At 49.3% G+C, this 18,572-nt stretch carries 18 protein-coding genes; 16 read left to right on the forward strand and 2 right to left on the reverse strand.

Annotated features, from left to right (window positions below; all coding sequences use genetic code 11):
* Positions 1-88 precede the first annotated feature (88 nt).
* On the reverse strand, positions 89-1,282 hold the full coding sequence (locus Q4G98_RS11410; RefSeq protein ID WP_298562690.1) for a pyridoxal phosphate-dependent aminotransferase: 1,194 nt from the start codon (positions 1,280-1,282) through the stop codon (positions 89-91).
* 464 nt (positions 1,283-1,746) lie between these two features.
* On the opposite strand from Q4G98_RS11410, the gene smc reads away from it, so the two are divergent.
* From smc to Q4G98_RS11475, 13 genes are all read left to right on the forward strand, one after another.
* Positions 1,747-5,307 carry a chromosome segregation protein SMC gene (gene smc / locus Q4G98_RS11415; RefSeq protein ID WP_301961993.1) on the forward strand — a complete coding sequence of 1,187 codons (3,561 nt, stop codon included), beginning with the start codon at positions 1,747-1,749 and terminating at the stop codon, positions 5,305-5,307.
* Positions 5,308-5,311: 4 nt separating this feature from the next.
* Positions 5,312-6,229: a signal recognition particle-docking protein FtsY gene (gene ftsY, locus Q4G98_RS11420; protein ID WP_177561604.1), complete on the forward strand. Its 918-nt coding sequence runs from the start codon at positions 5,312-5,314 to the stop codon at positions 6,227-6,229.
* Positions 6,230-6,305: 76 nt separating this feature from the next.
* Entirely contained in the window at positions 6,306-6,671 is a 366-nt protein-coding gene (ylxM, locus tag Q4G98_RS11425; protein ID WP_177561605.1) for a YlxM family DNA-binding protein, read from the forward strand.
* A gap of 2 nt (positions 6,672-6,673) precedes the next feature.
* Positions 6,674-8,023 carry a signal recognition particle protein gene (gene ffh / locus Q4G98_RS11430; protein ID WP_298562686.1) on the forward strand — a complete coding sequence of 450 codons (1,350 nt, stop codon included), beginning with the start codon at positions 6,674-6,676 and terminating at the stop codon, positions 8,021-8,023.
* A gap of 39 nt (positions 8,024-8,062) precedes the next feature.
* A complete protein-coding gene (gene rpsP / locus Q4G98_RS11435) occupies positions 8,063-8,332 on the forward strand; it encodes a 30S ribosomal protein S16 (protein ID WP_177561607.1) in 270 nt (89 codons plus the stop codon).
* A gap of 19 nt (positions 8,333-8,351) precedes the next feature.
* Positions 8,352-8,579 (forward strand): KH domain-containing protein, encoded by a 228-nt coding sequence (locus Q4G98_RS11440; protein WP_021717248.1) that lies wholly within the window; start codon positions 8,352-8,354, stop codon positions 8,577-8,579.
* Positions 8,580-8,602: 23 nt separating this feature from the next.
* Positions 8,603-9,007 carry a YlqD family protein gene (locus tag Q4G98_RS11445; RefSeq protein ID WP_177561609.1) on the forward strand — a complete coding sequence of 135 codons (405 nt, stop codon included), beginning with the start codon at positions 8,603-8,605 and terminating at the stop codon, positions 9,005-9,007.
* Positions 8,991-9,512 carry a ribosome maturation factor RimM gene (gene rimM, locus Q4G98_RS11450; protein ID WP_293660901.1) on the forward strand — a complete coding sequence of 174 codons (522 nt, stop codon included), beginning with the start codon at positions 8,991-8,993 and terminating at the stop codon, positions 9,510-9,512. Before Q4G98_RS11445 ends, rimM begins: the two co-directional genes overlap by 17 nt.
* Complete coding sequence (gene trmD, locus Q4G98_RS11455; protein ID WP_298562685.1) at positions 9,509-10,252, forward strand: tRNA (guanosine(37)-N1)-methyltransferase TrmD; 744 nt, start codon at positions 9,509-9,511, stop codon at positions 10,250-10,252. Before rimM ends, trmD begins: the two co-directional genes overlap by 4 nt.
* Positions 10,245-10,817, forward strand: a complete 573-nt coding sequence (locus tag Q4G98_RS11460; protein ID WP_298562684.1) for an RNA methyltransferase — start codon at positions 10,245-10,247, stop codon at positions 10,815-10,817. The genes trmD and Q4G98_RS11460 overlap by 8 nt, the downstream gene beginning before the upstream one ends.
* 124 nt (positions 10,818-10,941) lie before the next feature.
* Positions 10,942-11,283: a 50S ribosomal protein L19 gene (gene rplS / locus Q4G98_RS11465; RefSeq protein ID WP_293547901.1), complete on the forward strand. Its 342-nt coding sequence runs from the start codon at positions 10,942-10,944 to the stop codon at positions 11,281-11,283.
* A 170-nt stretch (positions 11,284-11,453) separates the two neighbouring features.
* Positions 11,454-11,819, forward strand: coding sequence for a hypothetical protein (locus tag Q4G98_RS11470; protein WP_293660906.1), 366 nt, complete (start codon positions 11,454-11,456; stop codon positions 11,817-11,819).
* 16 nt (positions 11,820-11,835) lie between these two features.
* Positions 11,836-12,573 (forward strand): hypothetical protein, encoded by a 738-nt coding sequence (locus Q4G98_RS11475; RefSeq protein WP_301961994.1) that lies wholly within the window; start codon positions 11,836-11,838, stop codon positions 12,571-12,573.
* A gap of 81 nt (positions 12,574-12,654) precedes the next feature.
* Here Q4G98_RS11475 and Q4G98_RS11480 read toward each other — a convergent pair whose 3' ends face one another.
* A complete protein-coding gene (locus tag Q4G98_RS11480; protein ID WP_298562679.1) occupies positions 12,655-13,248 on the reverse strand; it encodes an RNA polymerase sigma factor in 594 nt (197 codons plus the stop codon).
* A 157-nt stretch (positions 13,249-13,405) separates the two neighbouring features.
* Here Q4G98_RS11480 and Q4G98_RS11485 point away from each other — a divergent pair, with 157 nt between their 5' ends.
* The 3 genes from Q4G98_RS11485 (at position 13,406) to Q4G98_RS11495 (ending at position 18,556) form a co-directional block, all read left to right on the forward strand.
* Entirely contained in the window at positions 13,406-13,606 is a 201-nt protein-coding gene (locus tag Q4G98_RS11485) for a helix-turn-helix domain-containing protein (protein WP_298562677.1), read from the forward strand.
* A gap of 412 nt (positions 13,607-14,018) precedes the next feature.
* A complete protein-coding gene (locus Q4G98_RS11490; protein ID WP_301961995.1) occupies positions 14,019-16,685 on the forward strand; it encodes a hypothetical protein in 2,667 nt (888 codons plus the stop codon).
* Positions 16,658-18,556, forward strand: coding sequence for an autotransporter domain-containing protein (locus tag Q4G98_RS11495; protein ID WP_301961996.1), 1,899 nt, complete (start codon positions 16,658-16,660; stop codon positions 18,554-18,556). Before Q4G98_RS11490 ends, Q4G98_RS11495 begins: the two co-directional genes overlap by 28 nt.
* Positions 18,557-18,572 lie beyond the last annotated feature (16 nt).

Here is an 18,572-nt window from a genome sequence, read left to right on the forward strand (position 1 = left end):
ATTCTACGATTGGAGGCTTTTTTATTCAATGTCCATTTTCTTTGGTTCTAAGCATACTTAAAAGTATTCAAGGCTTTTGTTGTAGTTATCAGTTTGTTTTACCGGGATATGCTTTCAGTGCTTCACCCAGGATATAAATGGCCTTCTGCAGATCTTCGCAGTTGAGGACATAGGCCAGACGGGCTTCATTGATGCCCAGCTCAAGGTCGTTATAAAAGCCGTTGCCGGGTGCGAACATAACGGTTTCATTATCGACTGCAAAGTTTTCCAAAGTCCAGATAGCAAACTTTTCTGCATCGTCCACAGGCAGCTGCACCATGATATAAAAAGCGCCTTTCGGATCGGAAGCAACTACGCCGGGCAGTTTTTTGAGCGCTGCCACGATCGTATCGCGGCGTTTTTTATATTCCTGGTTTACTTCCTCCAGATAACTGACGGGAGTAGTATATAAAGCCGCTGCGCCGACCTGCTCCAGGATCGGACTGCACAGCCGGGCCTGGCAGCATTTGATGATCTGCTTTGCAAGGTCTTTGTTTTTGCTGATAATGCAGCCGATACGGGCGCCGCAGGCACTGTAGCGTTTCGATACCGAATCGATAATGATCAGGTTATCGGCAAGCTCGGGCATGGTGCCAAAGCTGCGGTAAGCGCCGTCGTAAACAAATTCGCGGTATACTTCGTCGGCAATCAAAGCCAGGTCATATTTGCGGACGATCGCCGAGATCATATCCATTTCAGCCTGAGTATAAACAACGCCGGTCGGATTACCGGGATTTGTCAGTAAAATAGCTTTTGTTCTGGGAGTGATCTGCGCTTCGATAGCGGCCGTGTCAGGCAGATGATAACCATTTGCCACACTGGTCTGCACAGCGTTGATCTTAGCGCCGAACTCTCTGGCAAAAGTAGTATAGTTGGCATAAAATGGTTCAAATACCATGATCTCGTCGCCGGGATCACACAAGGCCATCACAGCAAAAAGCAAAGCTTCGCTGCCGCCGTTGGTAATAAAAATATCTTCGGCAGCAAAATCCATAGCTTTTTCGGCATAGTATTTGCGTATCGCTTCGATCAGGAAGCCTTCGCCCTTGGAATTACCATAAGCAATGACCTGGTCGTCATAACTGCGGATACTTTCCATAAACTGGGCGGGCGTTTTGATATCGGGCTGGCCGATATTCAGATGATAGATCTTTTTACCTTTTGCTTTAGCTGCATCTGCATACGGAGACAGCTTTCTGATAGGTGAAGAAGTCAGGCTTTGGACACGTGCTGAAAGTTTCATGTAAAATCCCCTCACTGCAAATAAATTTTGTCCGGGTTCAAGGTCCCGTGTTTTTGCCATTATGCCACAAGGGCATATATTCTCACTAGGCTCGAAACTACCTCGCCATCATGAATTAAGTTGTGCCGACTTCGTCGGAATAGGAAATCCACGACGCTCATTATGCAATCGCGTCTTTTGGATAAGTTCGTTGTCACGTTTATTCACTTCGTGACTAAACGGCACTCACTTAAGTGCTCATATTATAGCATAATTAAATCGTTAAATTGAGTATTGATACGAAAAAATGTAAGAAAAATTTATAAAAGCATTAAAAAGAAATTGAAAGTGTTACAAAAAATACTTTTTGCATTTGCTTTCCTGAGCATGGGCAGACTTTGAAATCTGCTCTGAGGCATATAATTGTATGAAACCTTTATCTATGGTAAAATATACTGATAGAATATTGCAGATTGGGTGATTTTGTGCATTTAAAGTCATTTTCGACTTATGGATTCAAATCCTTTGCAGATAAAATTGAATTAGCTTTCGGTTCGGGCATTACGGCGATCGTCGGTCCTAATGGCAGCGGCAAAAGCAACATTTCCGACGCTATCCGCTGGGTACTGGGCGAGCAGAGCGCCAAATATCTGCGCGGCAGCAAAATGGAAGACGTGATTTTTTCCGGCAGCGGCAAGCGCAGGCCTTTGGGCGTTGCCGAAGTAACGCTGGTTTTTGATAACAGCGATCACCGCCTCGGTCTTGATTTTGACGAAGTAAGCATAACCCGCCGCGTTTTCCGCAGTGGTGACAGCGAATACTCCATCAACAAAAAGAACTGCCGTTTAAAAGATATCCTTGACCTTTTGGCAGATACTGGTCTGGGACGCGGCTCTATGTCCATTATCGGTCAAAATAAGATCGACGAGATCTTGAACAGCCGTCCCGAAGAACGCCGCGCTTTGTTTGAAGAAGCGGCAGGTATCGCCAAATTCAGGATGCGTAAAAAAGAAGCTATGCGGCGTCTGGACGATACCGCTGCCAACCTGACCCGTATCAACGATATCAAAGCCGAAGTCGAAGGCCAGGTAGAACCTCTGCGCCTTGCAGCAGAACAAACACGCAAGTTCAATCTGCTGGATAAAGAACTGCGTGCCTGCAAACTGACCCAATTTGTGCACAAGATCGAAAATATTGAGAATATTCGGCAGAAACTGAACGAACAGGATGCCGAGCTTGAAAATAAAGTGCTGGAACGCGCTACCGCCGTCAGCACACAGGAAGCTGAATGCAGCGCCCTGCAGCTGGAGCTGGATAAACTCAGCGAAGCCTATAACCGTATCCAGGACGATATCAAAGAAAAAGAAACAGCGCTGGAGAAACTGCGCGGGCAGGAAGCCGTTTTGGCAGAACGTGTCCGCCAGAGTGAAAAATCAAGACTGCGCCTGGAAGAACAGGGTAAAAAGCTGCAGGAACAGATCGCAGCCTTAGATATGCAGCTTAAAACGATGGTCGCAGACTATGACCGTCTGGAGGCTCAGCAGGCGGCTGCCCAGCTTCTGGTCAGCAAGCTGACCGGCGAGCAGGCAGAGAAAGAGACCCGTATCAGCGAAGCCGAAGCGGCAATGGAAAATATGAAAACAGCTGCTTTCGACAATATGCGCACTATGGTCAATCTGCGCAATGAGATCAGGGGACTGGAGCAGGAGCAGGAACAGCGGATGCGTAAGCGTGACGCACTGAAAAAGAGTATTGCCGAAGCCGAAACAGCCGGGGAAGAATTACAGTCCCGTTACCGCAGCATGAACGACGAGCAGAGCAATGTAGAAAACGCTTTGGAACTTATCAAACGCGACGGCAGGGAAGTGGGTGCCAAAGCCGCCGCAGAGACCGAAGCGCTGAATAAAGTGCAGACGCAGCACAAAGACTGCCAAAACAGGATCACCGCCCTGGAAAGCCGGCTGAACCTGCTACAGAATATGCAGAAAAGCTATGAAGGCTTTGGTTATGGTATCAAAACGGTATTGCAGGCCCAGGAAAGCTGGCGCAGCGACGTGATCGGCGTTGCTGCCGAACTGATCGAAGTGCGGCCTGAATATGTTGTGGCCATAGAAACTGCTTTAGGCGGAGCGGCGCAGAATCTTGTTATGGGCAGCTCGGAAGCAGCCAAAAAGGCTATTGCCTATCTCAAGCAGCGCCAGGCGGGGCGGGCGACCTTCCTGCCGCTTGACACTATCAAATATTATGAACGCCGTAGTGAAGAAAAAGCGCTGGCAAAACTGCCGGGCATCCAGGGCTTTGCGGACGATCTGATCAGCTATGATGCCAGACTGGCACCTATCTTTAAGTTTTTACTGGGGCGGGTGCTGGTGGCAGACGATATGGATGCTGCTTTGGCGGCTGCCAAAAAAAGTAACTTCCGTACCCGTGTCGTTACATTGGCTGGAGATATCGTCAATGCCGGCGGCTCGCTGACAGGCGGCAGCAGGCAGCAGAAGGAAGCCGGCTTCCTGTCGCGCGGCAAAGAGATCGCCGAACAGGAACTAAAGGCTGGCGTTTTGCGCCGTGAGCTGTTGGGCTATCAGGAACAGCTTGAAGAACATGAAAACACTTTAAAAGTTTATAATAATAAACTGGCGCAGCTGCGCCAGGACCTGCAGCAGAAAGAGATCCGCAAAGCTGAGCTGGCCGTGGCTCTGGAGCGCTTAAGCGCCGAGCAGCGTCAGGCGGCCGAGCGGCTGGAACTTTTGCTGGATGACCGCAATCAGGTTTCCCAGGAATATATGGGCGCACGCCAGCAGCTTACTGACCTGCGTCCGCAGCTGACCGCTATGGAAGAGGAAGACGCACAGGGCAAGCAGCTGTTGGACAGTTTGCAGAAACAAACGGCGGCTGATCACAGCGCCCTGACCTCTATCCGTAACCGTCTGCAGGATGCCCGTGTAGAGCTGGAATCTACTGCCGCCCGTACGGCGATGATGGCCGAGCGGATGCAGCAGCTTGATGCCGATATGGGCCGGATGCAGCAGGAGCTTGCTGCTAACGACGATGAACAAAAGCATTTGCTGGACGTGATCGCGGCCAGTAAAACCAGCAGTGAACAACTGGCGGCCAGCAGTACCGCTTTACTGACTGAATTACAAGCCATCGTTGGCGGTAAAGATGAATTCGGCGCCAAACGTATTGCCATTACCGAAAAACAGGCCGTGGCAGGGGAGCGTCTGGACGCACTGAAAAAAGAACTTACTGTTGCCGAAACAAAACGCAATCAGGCGGCGATGGAAATGGTACGCCAAAACAGCGACTATGACCACGCTATAGAACAGCTGGCTACGGAATACCGTATCACTCTGGACGAAGCACGTGCCAGCGGCGAACTGCTGGACGAAAGCGACGTTTCCCTGCGCCGGCGCGAGCTGCGCTTAGAGCGTGAGATCGAAGCTTTAGGGCCGGTCAATCCGGCGGCTATCGAACAATACGAAGCAGTCAGCGAACGCTACGAATTTTTGCAGCGTCAGTACAGCGACCTTGCAGAAGCCAAAGCCAATCTGGAGGCCGTTATCAGTGAGATCAATTCCGGTATGGCCAAACGCTTCAAAGAGGCCTTCGGCAAGATCAACGAATATTTCTCCGACTGTTATGTAAGGCTCTTCGGAGGCGGTACTGCAGCGTTAAAACTTACTGATCCTGATGACGTGCTGGGCAGCGGTATCGATATCGAAGTGCAGCCGCCCGGCAAAAAACTGCAAAGCCTGTTTTTGTTATCAGGCGGCGAGCGTGCCCTGACGGTCATCGCCCTGCTGTTTGCTTTGCTCAGCTATCAGCCTTCGCCTTTCTGCATCCTCGACGAGATCGATGCGGCGCTGGACGAAGCTAATGTCGACCGCTTTGCAAAATTTCTGGCGGCCTATGCCGAAAGCACGCAGTTTATCGTTATCACACACCGCAAAGGCACTATGGAAGCCGCGCACGTCCTGCATGGCGTTACCATGGAAGAATCCGGTGTTTCTAAATTACTATCTGTCAAATTGAGCGAAAAGGAGTAAGAGCATGGGATTTTTAGAACGACTGAAAGACGGTCTCAGTAAGACCCGCCGCAACTTTACCGACCGTATCGAAGAACTGGTAGGGCTGTCGGCTAAAATCGACGAAGACTTTCTGGAAGAACTGGAAATGATCCTTTTGAGCGGTGACGTCGGGGTGAAAACAACGGCAAAACTCATCGACGCTGTCCGTCAGGCAGCCAAAAAGAAAGAAATCGAAGGTACGGAGCAGGTGCTGCCGTTCCTCAAAAAATATATTGCCGAAATGCTGCAGGACGAAGGCCAGCGCACCCGTATCGGCGCCAAACCGACGGTCATACTTGTCGTCGGCGTCAATGGTGTTGGCAAAACTACTACTATCGGCAAACTGGCCAACTATTTCCATCTGTTCAAATACAAAGTCATGCTGGCCGCAGGCGATACCTTTCGGGCCGCCGCTGCCGAGCAGCTGCAGATCTGGGGTGAACGTGCCGGCTGTGAAGTTATCCGTCACGAAGAAGGCGCTGATCCGGCAGCAGTAGTTTTTGACGCTGTCAAAGCCGCTGTTGCCCGTAATGTCGACATACTTTTTATCGATACGGCAGGACGGCTGCACAATAAAACCAACCTGATGAATGAACTGGAAAAAGTGCATCGCATCATCAAACGCGAGATCTCCGAAGCCCCGCACGAAACCTTCCTCGTGTTGGATGCAACTACAGGGCAGAACGCTATCAATCAGGCCAAAGTATTTATGGAGACCGCCAACGTCACCGGTGTCGTGCTGACCAAGCTCGATGGTACAGCCAAAGGCGGTGTCGTTATCGCCATCAAAGAAGAACTGGGCCTGCCCGTCAAATGGATCGGCGTTGGCGAAGGCATTATGGATTTTCGTCCCTTTGAAGCCGATAAATTTGTAGACGCCTTATTTGACAGTGACAAGTAAAAATGCTTGACAGCCTCTGCTATTTTCGATATAATACCAAAGTCGGATAAAATATGTAAAGATTTTGGTGGTTGAAATGCAGGAAAACAGTTTAGAGCAAAGAGTACGCCTGGGACGTCTGTTTGATGCCTACGGCAGCCTGCTCACTGAAAAACAGCAAAAATGCCTGGAACTGTATTTCTATGACGACCTTTCCCTGGCAGAAATAGCCGACGAACTTGAAGTATCAAGACAAGCGATACACGACCTTATCAAGCGGGTAGAGCATATACTGGAGCGCTACGAAAGCAAACTGGCGCTGCTGGCCCGCGACGATCACGATAAAAAGCTGCTGCTGGAAGCACAGCGGCTGCTGGCCGGCTGCCTCGCCCAAAGCGAAGCTTCGGCAGAACTTCAACAAGTACGCCGCATTTTAGACGAACTGAGCGGCGAAAGTAGGTAAAAATGGCTTTTGAAAATTTATCTGAAAGACTGCAAAATGCGATAAAAATGTTCCGCGGCAGCGGCAAGATCACAGAAGACGACTTAAAAGCGCCTCTGCGCGAAGTACGGATGGCTTTGCTTGAAGCCGACGTCAATTTTAAAGTAGTTAAGGATTTCGTTGCCAATATCAAAGAACGCGCGCTGGGCGAAACCGTTCAGCAAAGCCTGACCCCCGGTCAGCAGATCATCAAGATCGTCAACGACGAACTTACGCAGCTTCTGGGCGGCACGCAAAGCAAGCTCACCGTAGCCGACAAACCGCCGACGGTCATTATGCTGGTAGGTCTGCAGGGTGCAGGTAAAACGACCACTGCCGGCAAGCTGGGCAACCTGCTGCGCAAAAAAGGCAAAAAGCCTTTGCTGGTAGCAGGCGACATTTACCGTCCCGCGGCTATTAAACAATTACAGGTGCTGGGGCAGCAGCTCTCACTGCCCGTCTTTGTCCTCGGCGATCAGGTATCTCCGGTCGAGATAGCGCGCCAGGCAATGGATAAAGCTTTCTCACTGGCTTGCGACACAGTCATCATCGATACCGCAGGCCGCTTACATATCAACGAAGAACTGATGGACGAACTGCGTAATATCAAAGCTGCCGTCAACCCGCATGAAATACTGCTGGTCGTCGACGCAATGACAGGTCAGGACGCCGTCACCGTAGCTGAAAGCTTTAACGGCGAACTGGGCATCGACGGACTTATCGTCACCAAGCTCGACGGCGACGCCAGAGGCGGTGCGGTACTGTCAGTCAAAGCAGTTACCGGGCGCCCGGTAAAATTTGTCGGTATGGGCGAAAAGCTCGATGCACTGGAACCCTTCCATCCCGACCGTATGGCCTCGCGTATCCTGGGCATGGGCGATATCCTGTCGCTCATCGAAAAGATCCAGTCCACGACCGACCTTGCCAAAGCCCTGGAAATGGAAAAGAAACTGCGCAAAGACGAATTTACGCTTGAGCAGTTCCTGGAACAGATGCAGCAGGTCAAAAAACTCGGTTCCCTGGACACGATCCTGGGACTGATCCCCGGTATGGGCGGTATCAGCCAGAAGCTGAAAGAAGCTAACGTAGACGAAAAAGAATTCGACCGCGTGGAAGCTATCATCCGCTCCATGACCCCTAAAGAACGCCGTCATCCCGATATCATCAACGGCAGCCGCCGTAAACGTATCGCAGCAGGCTGCGGTATGCGCGTGCAGGATGTCAACAAGCTGCTCAAAAACTTTGAGGAAAGCAAAAAGATGATGAAAAAGATGCAGGGCATGGCCAAGTTTGCTTCAAAAGGCGGTTTCAAAATGCCTTTTATGAACAAATAAATTTAAATCAACATCTGGTTGAAGGAGGTGAAATAGACAATGGCAGTTAAAATCCGTTTAAAACGTATGGGCGCTAAAAAAGCTCCTTTCTACCGTATCGTTGTTGCTGACTCCCGCTCTCCGCGTGACGGCCGCATCATCGAAAGCATCGGTTACTATGATTCCACTGTACAACCTGCTACCGTAAAGATCGACGAAGAAAAAGCTCTTTCCTGGATGGCTAAAGGTGCGCAACCTACTGATACCGTTAAAAACCTGTTCAGCAAAGACGGCATCATGAAAAAATATGCTGAATCTAAAGCAAAATAAGAAATGAGGCGTGATTTGCATGAAAGAATTGGTAGAAGTAATGGCCAAGTCTCTAGTGAGTAATCCGTCTGCAGTAGTCGTGGAGGAGGAAACCACCGGAACATCAACGGTGCTTCGCCTCCATGTTGCTCCTGAAGATATGGGTAAAGTTATTGGAAAACAGGGCCGTATTGCTAAAGCAATCAGAACTGTCATGAAAGCTGTTGCAACCCGTGAGAATGTAAAAGTTGTCGTAGAGATTGTCTAAGACGTATAAGGATGGTAAGTGAAATGGATAAAATGTTTGTACGTGTTCCGGTTGCAATAAAAGCAAAAGTAACAGAAGATCTCAAGTTGAAAATTATTGGCGATGTCCAAAACACCATAAAACAAATCAACCTGGATATCGAACACTTCGAATTCCAAGCCAAAAAAGCTCTTGCCCAGGCCGCCAGCGACCTGAGCGTACTTCCTTCTCTGCGTGAGCAGATCGAAATGGAAAGAAACAAGATCACTGCCGCTAAAGCAGAAGCCGAAGATAAACTCAAACGTGCCGAAGCTTTGGAGATCGGTGCTGAGATCGGTCACGGCACTCTCGAACGTACTGTCGAGATCACTGTCGGTACCAATATCGACGCACTGATGGGTGCCGAGATCCTCACCGAGGACGGCAAGATCATTGCTTTCCGCGAATGATATGGAAAAACAGGTAGTTATTGGCACTATTATCGCTCCGCACGGTGTGCGGGGCGATCTTCGTATTCTGCCGCAGACAGATCATCCTGAACAATTTTTAGAGCTTTCCTATTTGCTGCTCGAAGACGGCCGCTCGCTCCAGATAACCTCCGCCCGCTTTCATAAACGTATGGTACTGATGAAATGCAAAGGCGTGGAAACAATGAACGACGCTGAGCTGCTGCGCGGCAAAAAGGTTTTGATTAACAGTGAAGATCTGCCTCAGCTTGAAGAAGGCGAATATTATGTAGCCGATCTGCTCGGTCTGCCCGTATTCGATACGGCAGGAACACAGCTCGGCACCTTCAAAGACGTGCTCAGCACCGGCAGCAACGACGTTTACGTTATTGCCGTGCCCGAAGGCAAGGACATACTCGTTCCTGCCCTTAAAAAACACGTTAAGGAAATCAATCTCAAAGACCACCGGATCGTGGTCGAATTACCGGAATGGACAGATGCACCGTGAGATTTCTTTTTATTACCTTATTTCCTGAACAAATTGAACAGGCGGCTGGCCACAGCATCATCAAACGCGCCGTCGATGCCGGCCTTGTAGAAGTGAGCTGCATCAACCCGCGCGATTTTGCCACCGACCGGCACCGCACCGTTGACGACACGCCCTTTGGCGGCGGCGCCGGTATGGTCTTGAAACCGGAACCGATGGTAGCGGCTATCCGCATGGCCAAACAGCAGCTGCCGGCAGCGCGCGTTATTGCCATGTGTCCGGGCGGACGCACTCTGAAACAGGAGATCGTTGAAGAATATGCCGGCAGCGTCCAGGACCTTATTCTTGTCTGCGGCCATTACGAAGGCTTTGACGAACGCATCTTCAACTGGGTCGATGAAAAGCTTTCTATTGGTGACTATGTACTTACCGGCGGCGAGCTGCCGGCATTGATCGTTATGGACGCCGTAGCGCGTTTTATTCCCGGCGTACTGGGAAAAATGGCCAGTGCCGTTGAAGACTCCTTCAGCACAGGCTTACTGGAATATCCTCAGTATACCCGCCCGGTGGAATTTGAAGGCCTGGCAGTGCCGGAAGTACTGCGTAACGGTAACCATGCCCTCATCAACCGCTGGCGGCGTAAAGAAGCCCTGAAGGCAACTTATCTGCGCCGCCCTGACCTGCTGTCAGAGCTTGGCAAAGAAGATGCGTTGCTGCTCAAAGAAATCAAACAGGAACTCGCAGGTGATAAGAATGGCTAACCTTTATTTGGGTCTGGTGCATTATCCGATCTATAACAAAAATATGCAGGTCATCGCCACCGCCGTCACCAACTTCGATATCCATGATATTTCCCGCACTGCCCGCACCTATGACGTCAAAAAATATTTTTTGATCCATCCGCTCCAGGTGCAGGCCGAGATCATCAAAAGGATAACCGACTATTGGCAGCACGGTTACGGCCAAACCTATAATCCCGACCGCAGTAATGCGCTGGAACGTGTTACCTATACGCCAAGTATAGCCTCGGCTATCGCCGCTGTTACTGAACTGGAAGGGCAGGCGCCCGTCACCATTACTACTGATGCCCGCACCTATCCTAATACAGTGACCTATGGCTTTGTACGCGATCTGCTGCATAATGGCGAGAAACCAATGCTGCTGCTTTTTGGTACTGGCTTCGGTATGGAACAGGAAACCATGAACGGCTTTGACTATGTGTTGGAACCTGTTTACGGCTCCTGCGACTACAACCACCTGTGCGTGCGTTCGGCAGCGGCGATTATTTTAGACCGGCTGGCCGGTGAAGCCTGGTGGGAAAAATAATTGCCAAAATATCTAAAAAATAATTGCAACCAATGTAACATTATGATATAATGTCATTTGTGTAAAACGGACGGTCCGCTGTGGTGTGTTCGCACATGAACGTCTATGATTCGAGGAGGAAATTATGAATATTATTGAAGTATTGGAACAAGAACAGCTTCGTTCCGACATCCCTGACTTCCGTGCAGGCGACACCGTAAAAGTTTATGTAAAAGTAGTCGAAGGTACCCGTGAACGTGTACAGATGTACGAAGGTGTAGTAATTGCACGCAGCGGCGCCGGCGTTCGTGAAATGTTCACCGTTCGTCGTATTTCCTACGGCGTAGGCGTTGAAAGAACATTCCCCGTTCACAGCCCCCGTCTGGAGAAAATCGAAGTATCCCGTCGTGGTATCGTTCGCAGAGCAAAACTCTACTATCTGCGTAACCTCACCGGTAAAGCTGCTCGTATCCGCGAACGCAGATAATCGGCATCAAATTACCAAGCGTAACTCAAAAGACCGTTTCAGTTTAACTGAAACGGTCTTTTTGTATTTCTTGCACGTAATTTCTACCATAATGGATAAAAACAGCGCTATTATAGATTTAAGTAAAAATGCGCATCTTACTTAGTCGATATTAAAAAGGGAGTGTTACTATGCAGGCTATCGAAATGAAATATTGCGGAGAATATAAAATAGGTGAGTTTTATGAAGGCGCTGTTAAAACAAACAAAAAACCAGTTCCTGTTATTGCGGTGATTTGTACTGTTAATGACAGGGACAAGAACGAACTTGTTCTGGGCAATTATCTTGTTTGTGAAGGCGGCGAAACAGAAAGCAGTCTGTTTGATACAAAACAGTTTAAGAAAGATACTTTTTATACAGTTACGGCTACCCGCGTCAAAAGTACAGCAGCGGATCAGATATTAAATGTGGGCATGAAAGTAAAGCTTACCTTTGCACGGGAAAATTATGCGGAATTTTTGATTACTGAATTGAACGGCAAAAAATTGGATTGCTGAAAAGGAGTGATAGTAAATGAGCAGAGTTAATTTGGTTTTTACAGAAAACGGACAAGGTCATGAGCATGCTGGTACGGTATATGAAAATACACAGGCGGTTAAAGCAGCAGTAGATTTTACCGTGGAACCGAATGGTACAGAAGGGACAGATACATTTTATAAAATCAAAGGAAGCATGTCGCATAGTATCTATCACGCCGACAGAGCTTTTTACAAACCTGCTCCCAACTGGCTGTCAGTAGGATATTATGCAACGCAGATGCTGCTGGAATTTACTGTTGCTGATGATCAAGGCGACTGGTACGCTGTTGGACCGGTAACATCGGTTGGGTCGCACAGTGAATCCGCAGGCGGTTTAGCTTCTGTAACCGGCAGCGTCAGCAGTAGTGGTGTGGTAAATTTTAATGGCAGCACAACTTTTTCTGCAGCGGACGTACAGATTATCAGTAAAAATGCCAATTTTGCCCATGAGAACAGAGCTGTCTGGGAAGTGCAGCTGTCTCATGTAGGTTTTCTCAGTCCGGCAAGACCTATAAACCCCAGACCGGCGTCTTACGGCGGTTTTAGTTTTGAATTTGAGGTAGGATTAAGGACAAGAAATGCTGCCGGCGCAGTAAATATTGTATGTAAGCCGCATGTTATCTGGCTTTATGATTATACCAGAGGCATAACACACCATACGATCGAAGCCAATAATTGGGTACAAGATAGTACTGGTAATAGAAGTGGCGAGTTTACGATCACTTTGCCGTAAGAACAAATACAAAATTAGTTGTAGTAGTAAAAAAGCAGACATTCACTTTTTAGTGAATGTCTGCTTTTTATATGCTTGGTTTTAATTTGTCAAAAGCTGCCGCAGCCTGTCCAAAGCCTTTAAGCGGTGCTTGGTGATATTGCGCACGCTGCAGCCCAGACGTCCTGCCACTTCTTTTGGCTTCAGGTCGTCCAAAAATAGCAGTGTCAGGATCTGCTGCTGCTCTGCGCTCAGCTGCCGCAATGCCTCCTGCAGCTCTAACGAAAGCAAAAGCCGTGCCAGCTCGTCCAGACGTGCCGTATCTGCAAGGCCTGTATCCAGCAGGTCGATGCCGGCTTCACTGCCCGTATCTATCTGCGCTTCGTTTTCCCAGATCCTGCCCTGCTTCTGCATGGCGTCAAAAAGTGCAAAATGCACCTTACAGCGTGCTAGACCGGGCCAGCTTTCAAAATCAGCGCCGTTATATTTTAAAACCAGCTCGATAAACGTCAAAGCGGCGATCCCTTCTGCGTCTTTACCAAGCGATCTGTAAAACATCTCCCGGCGGGCCTCGCTTTGCAGCAGCGGCTTAAAATCCTCGCACAGCTGCAGCAATGCCGCCTTATCACCGCTTTGGGCAGCTGTTATCAGCGTTTGTAATCTTTCGGACTGTTCCGATAAACTTTTTATAACCATCAGTTCTCTCTATAATTTTATGATACCCGGCTATACTGTAAAACGTCACGCGCAACAAGAAACAGTCTAAACTTTTTTGAAGAAAATTAACACCCTATACAATCAGGTGTTAATTTACTGCCACTGCTGTCTAAAATAAAAGCGGGAGGGAGATACTATGCAAAAATATATCAGTCAGCAATTAAAAACAGCGCGCCACAATAAAAAGCTGACCCAGGAACAGGTCGCCGAAGCAGTAGGACTATCGGCAAAACATTACGGCTGCATCGAACGCGGTGAGGTCAGTACTACTATCGCGGTGTTGGTGCGGCTGCAGCAGGTGCTTGAATTTGAAGTATCTATAATAATCAAAATTTAGTCTGCCGTGGCAGATTTTTTTATTTGCTGCTTTTTTTGAAAGGCTGATAAAACTTTCTAAAAAACGGCGTGTAGTGCATAGATGGTACTGCACGTTGCTTTTTTTTTCGATGTTTTCGCCACTTGGCGAGTGAAGCACGCACACGCACTTGCGGTTTGCCGCAAGTGCCGCGCAGCGTGATATCGCGGCGCTGAAAAAAAATTTTAGAAAAATCCTTCTTGTGTCTTGTAGGGGGGGACATCTGTGGTAATATAATAAAAGGATTATATAAAATAATTAAAAAATACAAATTAATGCAATTTAATATTGTTTTTACACAAAAATATTTTAGAAAAGTAATGTTATACAAAGTTGATTCCTGCGGCACCAGCCGAAGAATATAATCTTGAACAAATTTTAAGGAGTGGTTTGGGTGGATTTAAAAGCAAGTAGAAAAAGACAGCTGGCAGCGGCAGTAACGCTGGCAGTTATGGGAATGGCATGGGTATCTGTGCCGCAGCAGGTATGGGCTAAAACAGGCGATGCGGGTGCTATAGATAAACCGTTGACTTTAGCTGAATATGAACTGAAGAATGCTACAGGCGGCGCTATTGATACGTTGCGTAAAGATTTTAGTGGTGATGACGTACTTGTTGCCCAATATCATTCCGGCTGGGCAGATAATCCTGCCAGTGGTGATATGAGTGGTAAAACGATTACGATCGGCAGTATGTCGATTGAAGGTGTCATAGCCAAAGACGGTATTGGACAGGTGGGCGATCTTTCTCAGGGAGCGGTAAAAGGTTCCAATGGTGGATTAGGTTACGCTGCCGGGCTGTTCAACCGTAATGGCTTGGCTAATGCCACTATCAATGTTGGCAGTGCTGTTATTTCTGCTACAGGTGGCGGAACGGCTACTCAATACAATGATCCTGCTAATAAAACTTACCAAAGAGAAGGCGGCGAAGGCCAATATACAACCGGTAATGCGAATGGTGTGGGTGGTGCTGGCGCTGAAGGCGGAAATGGTGGTAAAGCCATTGCTGTAGGCGTTGCCATAGGCGTGATTCCTTCCACTGAAAAAACAACTGTCAGTGGTGCGGTCAGCAGCAATGTGAATATTTCCGGGGGCGACTTAACTGTGAAAGCAGAAGGTGCGCTGGGCGGCCATGGCGGTTATGGTGGTACAGGCGCTCAAGGTGCTGACGGTGCTGCTTTAGAAGAACATCAGGCTGCCAATGGGACTAAGGGTGCAGATGGAACTGACGCTGCTCCGGCTGATAAACCGGCCAAACCGGCTGATGGTACTGATGCTTCTTCGACTCCGGCAGGTAACGGAACTGTTTCAGCTACAGGATACTATCAGGGACCTGGTAACACTAATTGGGTACAAACTGGCTGGTCTTCTACAGCAGGTGCTAATGGCAGCAATGGTGGCGATGGAACAACTGGTACTACAGGTAAAGCTGGCGGTAACGGTGTTGCCGGCGCCGTTGGTACTGTCGGTGCGCAAGGAAATACAGGCCAGGCTGGCGGTACGGGCGGTGCAGGCGCCAACGGTGGCAACGGTGGTGACGCTGTCAGCACAGGCTTTGATGTTAATAATATTGCCAAAGGCAGCATTTCCTTAAACAGTTTGACTGTAGAAGCCAAAGCAGGAGTCGGTAATGCCGGTGGTACGGGCGGTGGTACGGGCGGTGCCGGCGGCAACGGCGGCGTTGGCGGTATTGGCCAACAGGGCGGTAACGGTGGTGTTGGCGGCGATGGCGGAGTTGGTGGCGACGGCAGTAACGGTGGTAAAGGACAACAAGGTGGCCAGGGCGTCAGTAATGGTTCGGGAAATGGATTTAATTGGAATGCAACCGTTGGCGGTAATGGCGGCGCCGGTGGTGCAGCTGGTAATGGCGGCATTGGTGGTGCAGCTGGCAATGGCGGTAACGGTGGTGTTGGCGGGGTTGGCGGCACAGGCGGTAACGGTGGTAACGGTGGTAACGGTGGTGCTGGCGGCAATGGTGGCAACGGTGGTGTCGCTACAGCCAATGGCCTGGTCGGAACAGACAATACTGATCTGAATATCGCTATTGGCACTATTACTGTTACTGCTGTTGGTGGTGACGGTGCTAAAGCTGGCATCGGAGGCGCAGGAGGCGCAGGAGGCATTGGCGGCCAGGGCGGTAATGGCGGCGATGGTGGTGCTGCCGGAACAGCTGGTGCTGGTGGACAAGGCGGTGTTGGTGGTACTGGTGGTGCTGCTGGTGCCGCTGGTGAAAATAATAGTGTTCCCATCGCTAACACTGCCACAATCGGCGCTAATGGAGCACACGGTATTTCAGGCACTCAGGGTGCAATCGGCACTGCCGGATTGAATGGCGCCGGCGGTGATGCTGGTAAAGGCGGCTTTGGCGGCAATGGCGGTACTGCTGGTGCTGCTGGCACCAACGGTGCAGGCAGCAGTGCTTATGCAACTGCTGTAAACCTGGCTAATACCAACGGTATCTTACAAACTACTTCTATCACTGCCACGGCCACGGCAGGTAAAGGCGTGGGCAGCTTTAGCATAGCAGACGCTTATGTAGCTGCTGGCGGTATTGCTAATACTGACAATGCCGGGAAAGATGGTACTGCTGGTAAAACAAATGAAACAGGAACAGGTACTGGGATCGTAGATGATAAAGTAAGCCAGGATGGTATTTCTAATGCAACTTCTAACGGCGGTGCAGGCGGCGTCGGTATCACTCCTACAGGTAATGTTGCACAGTCTGCTAACGGTGCAACGGCTGAAGCTATGGGCCTTTTCACTACCGACGGTACTTTGAACGTGGTTTCTGGCGAGGGTCTGGCAATCAGCGCATTGGCACAAGACGCGGCAACTACTAATACGGCTAAGGCTGTTACAGCTACAAATTCCAATAATGTTTACGCTGTAACAGGAGACTTTAGCGTTACAGCAACTGCAACAGGCGATGTTGATTTACCAACAGCTGCTGCAGGCACGAATCCGGCGTTTGATTATAAGGCTAATGTTACTGACACTAAATCTGAGGCAACAGCATTTACAGTAAATGCTGTTCCATGCTTGTTGATGTTGCTGGTAAATTGACCATTGCAGCAACTGCCACTAAAGGTGAAAATACGAATTTTGCTCAGGGTATGGCGCTTGACAATACTACTGTCAGGGTACATACGACAGACGCTATTAATATTACAGCGACCGCCGCAGATAGTGATTGGCAGGGAGCACAGGGCATAGAAGGCAATAAAAATGACCTGGAGTTCATCAGTGATGCTGGCGGCATTACAGTGACCGCTGATGGCGGTAATGGTACTGCAGGTAGCCTGAAGCACGAATATTCTGTCTGGACTTACGACAGTAATGTTACCTTTGATGCTAAAGATGCAGGTATTGTATTTAACGGCGATGTAGAGGTTGTAACGAACGCTACAGCAGATAGTACTCTGAATTTAAAATCAAATACTGAAGTTAAAGCAGGAACTGATAGTGCAGGTTCTTTGAAGATCAGCGGTACGACTATGAACCTGACCGATAACCTGCGAACCCTTACTGTAGCCGATAAGACTACGCTGAAGGGAAGCACAGTTTACTTCTATGACGATAATGATCAGGCAGATAAATACAACACTGCTGATTATCGCACTATCACTACCAATGATTTGGATGCTTCCGGTACCAACGAGCTCTTTATGCGTACCAATGCCAACGGCGCCTACGGTCAGTCTGTTGGCAACGACCAGATCGTTTCTGAAAATGCTGCTACCGGCAGCGGCACTTATGACATCACTGTTTTTGACCAGGGTATGCGCAACGGCTACAACAATGCGGCCGGCGCTGCTGGTAAAGGTCATTTGAATGACGATGTTGTGCTGATCCAAGGTGCAGAGGCTGATAAAAACAATGGCGGCAATGCTACATATAACATCAAAGAGATGCAGTATGATAACGGCATCTGGGCTTATGAATATGAGGGCAAAGCAGAAGTTGGTGCTGATGGCAACCTGAACCTGACTAATATCACCACTAAAGCTTGCGAACAATCCTCTGCTCAAACAGCAGCACAGGACGCCAACAAGATCGCAGCCGGCGCGGCAGTGACATTGTTCGGCGCAGACGAAACTCTGATGGAACGTCTGGGAGATGTACGCAACAGCGCTGACGACAACGATGGTGTCTGGGCTAAATATGTGGGCGGCAAGATCAAAGTGGACGGTCTTAAAGGCGACAACGACTTTAAATACAACGGTTTCGCAGCCGGCTACGACCATGAGATCGGCAACAACTGGCGTATCGGCCTGGCTGGGCAGTATGCCAAAGGCGATACTACTTTGACTAACGGCGACGGCGAAATCAAGACCGCGGCAGGAGCTTTGTACGGCACCTGGACGGGCGACAAAGGCCATCATGTAGATATCATTGCCAAAGTTGGCAAAGTAGACAGCGAGACCAGCGCTTACGGCGGTACTATCGCCCAGAAGCTGGACGGTGATTTTGGCAGCACGGCCATGAGTTTTGCTGTGGAATACGGTTACCGTCAGGACTTGAACGACGGCTGGTTCGTAGAACCGATGGTACGCGCCAGCTACGTGCATCTGGGCGGCGATGATTACACTGTCACTACTCATGACAATACCATGAGCGTTACTAACGATGCCATGAACAGCATCGTGCTGCGGGGTGGCTTCCTGCTGGGCAAAGAGTTCAAACAAGGCAGCAGCGTCTATCTGAAAGCGGCAGTGCTGCACGACTTTGACGGCGACATCAACACTTCGATCAAAGGCGACGGCAGAACTGCCAGCTACAGCGATAGCATTGGCGGCACGGCGATCGAATACGGTATCGGCGTCAATCATAAATTTAACAAAGATTCCAGCATGTATTTTGATGTAGAACGCATCAGTGGCGGCGATGTGACCAAAAACTGGGGCGTCAACGTTGGTTTCCGTTACAGCTTCTAAAAGTAAGCAACAGTTT

The sequence above is a fragment of the uncultured Phascolarctobacterium sp. genome (assembly GCF_958349595.1).
Taxonomy (GTDB): domain Bacteria; phylum Bacillota; class Negativicutes; order Acidaminococcales; family Acidaminococcaceae; genus Phascolarctobacterium.

What these genes read in the sequence shown, in the direction of transcription:
- rplS (WP_293547901.1), top strand. Translation starts at nt 10,942, where the DNA reads ATGAATATTATTGAAGTATTGGAACAAGAACAGCTTCGTTCCGACATC.
- Q4G98_RS11485 (WP_298562677.1), top strand. Translation starts at nt 13,406, where the DNA reads ATGCAAAAATATATCAGTCAGCAATTAAAAACAGCGCGCCACAATAAA.
- Q4G98_RS11495 (WP_301961996.1), top strand. Translation starts at nt 16,658, where the DNA reads ATGCTTGTTGATGTTGCTGGTAAATTGACCATTGCAGCAACTGCCACT.
- ftsY (WP_177561604.1), top strand. Translation starts at nt 5,312, where the DNA reads ATGGGATTTTTAGAACGACTGAAAGACGGTCTCAGTAAGACCCGCCGC.
- Q4G98_RS11475 (WP_301961994.1), top strand. Translation starts at nt 11,836, where the DNA reads ATGAGCAGAGTTAATTTGGTTTTTACAGAAAACGGACAAGGTCATGAG.
- rpsP (WP_177561607.1), top strand. Translation starts at nt 8,063, where the DNA reads ATGGCAGTTAAAATCCGTTTAAAACGTATGGGCGCTAAAAAAGCTCCT.
- Q4G98_RS11410 (WP_298562690.1), bottom strand. Translation starts at nt 1,282, where the DNA reads ATGAAACTTTCAGCACGTGTCCAAAGCCTGACTTCTTCACCTATCAGA.
- Q4G98_RS11480 (WP_298562679.1), bottom strand. Translation starts at nt 13,248, where the DNA reads ATGGTTATAAAAAGTTTATCGGAACAGTCCGAAAGATTACAAACGCTG.
- Q4G98_RS11440 (WP_021717248.1), top strand. Translation starts at nt 8,352, where the DNA reads ATGAAAGAATTGGTAGAAGTAATGGCCAAGTCTCTAGTGAGTAATCCG.
- Q4G98_RS11460 (WP_298562684.1), top strand. Translation starts at nt 10,245, where the DNA reads ATGGCTAACCTTTATTTGGGTCTGGTGCATTATCCGATCTATAACAAA.
- Q4G98_RS11470 (WP_293660906.1), top strand. Translation starts at nt 11,454, where the DNA reads ATGCAGGCTATCGAAATGAAATATTGCGGAGAATATAAAATAGGTGAG.
- ffh (WP_298562686.1), top strand. Translation starts at nt 6,674, where the DNA reads ATGGCTTTTGAAAATTTATCTGAAAGACTGCAAAATGCGATAAAAATG.
- ylxM (WP_177561605.1), top strand. Translation starts at nt 6,306, where the DNA reads ATGCAGGAAAACAGTTTAGAGCAAAGAGTACGCCTGGGACGTCTGTTT.
- Q4G98_RS11445 (WP_177561609.1), top strand. Translation starts at nt 8,603, where the DNA reads ATGGATAAAATGTTTGTACGTGTTCCGGTTGCAATAAAAGCAAAAGTA.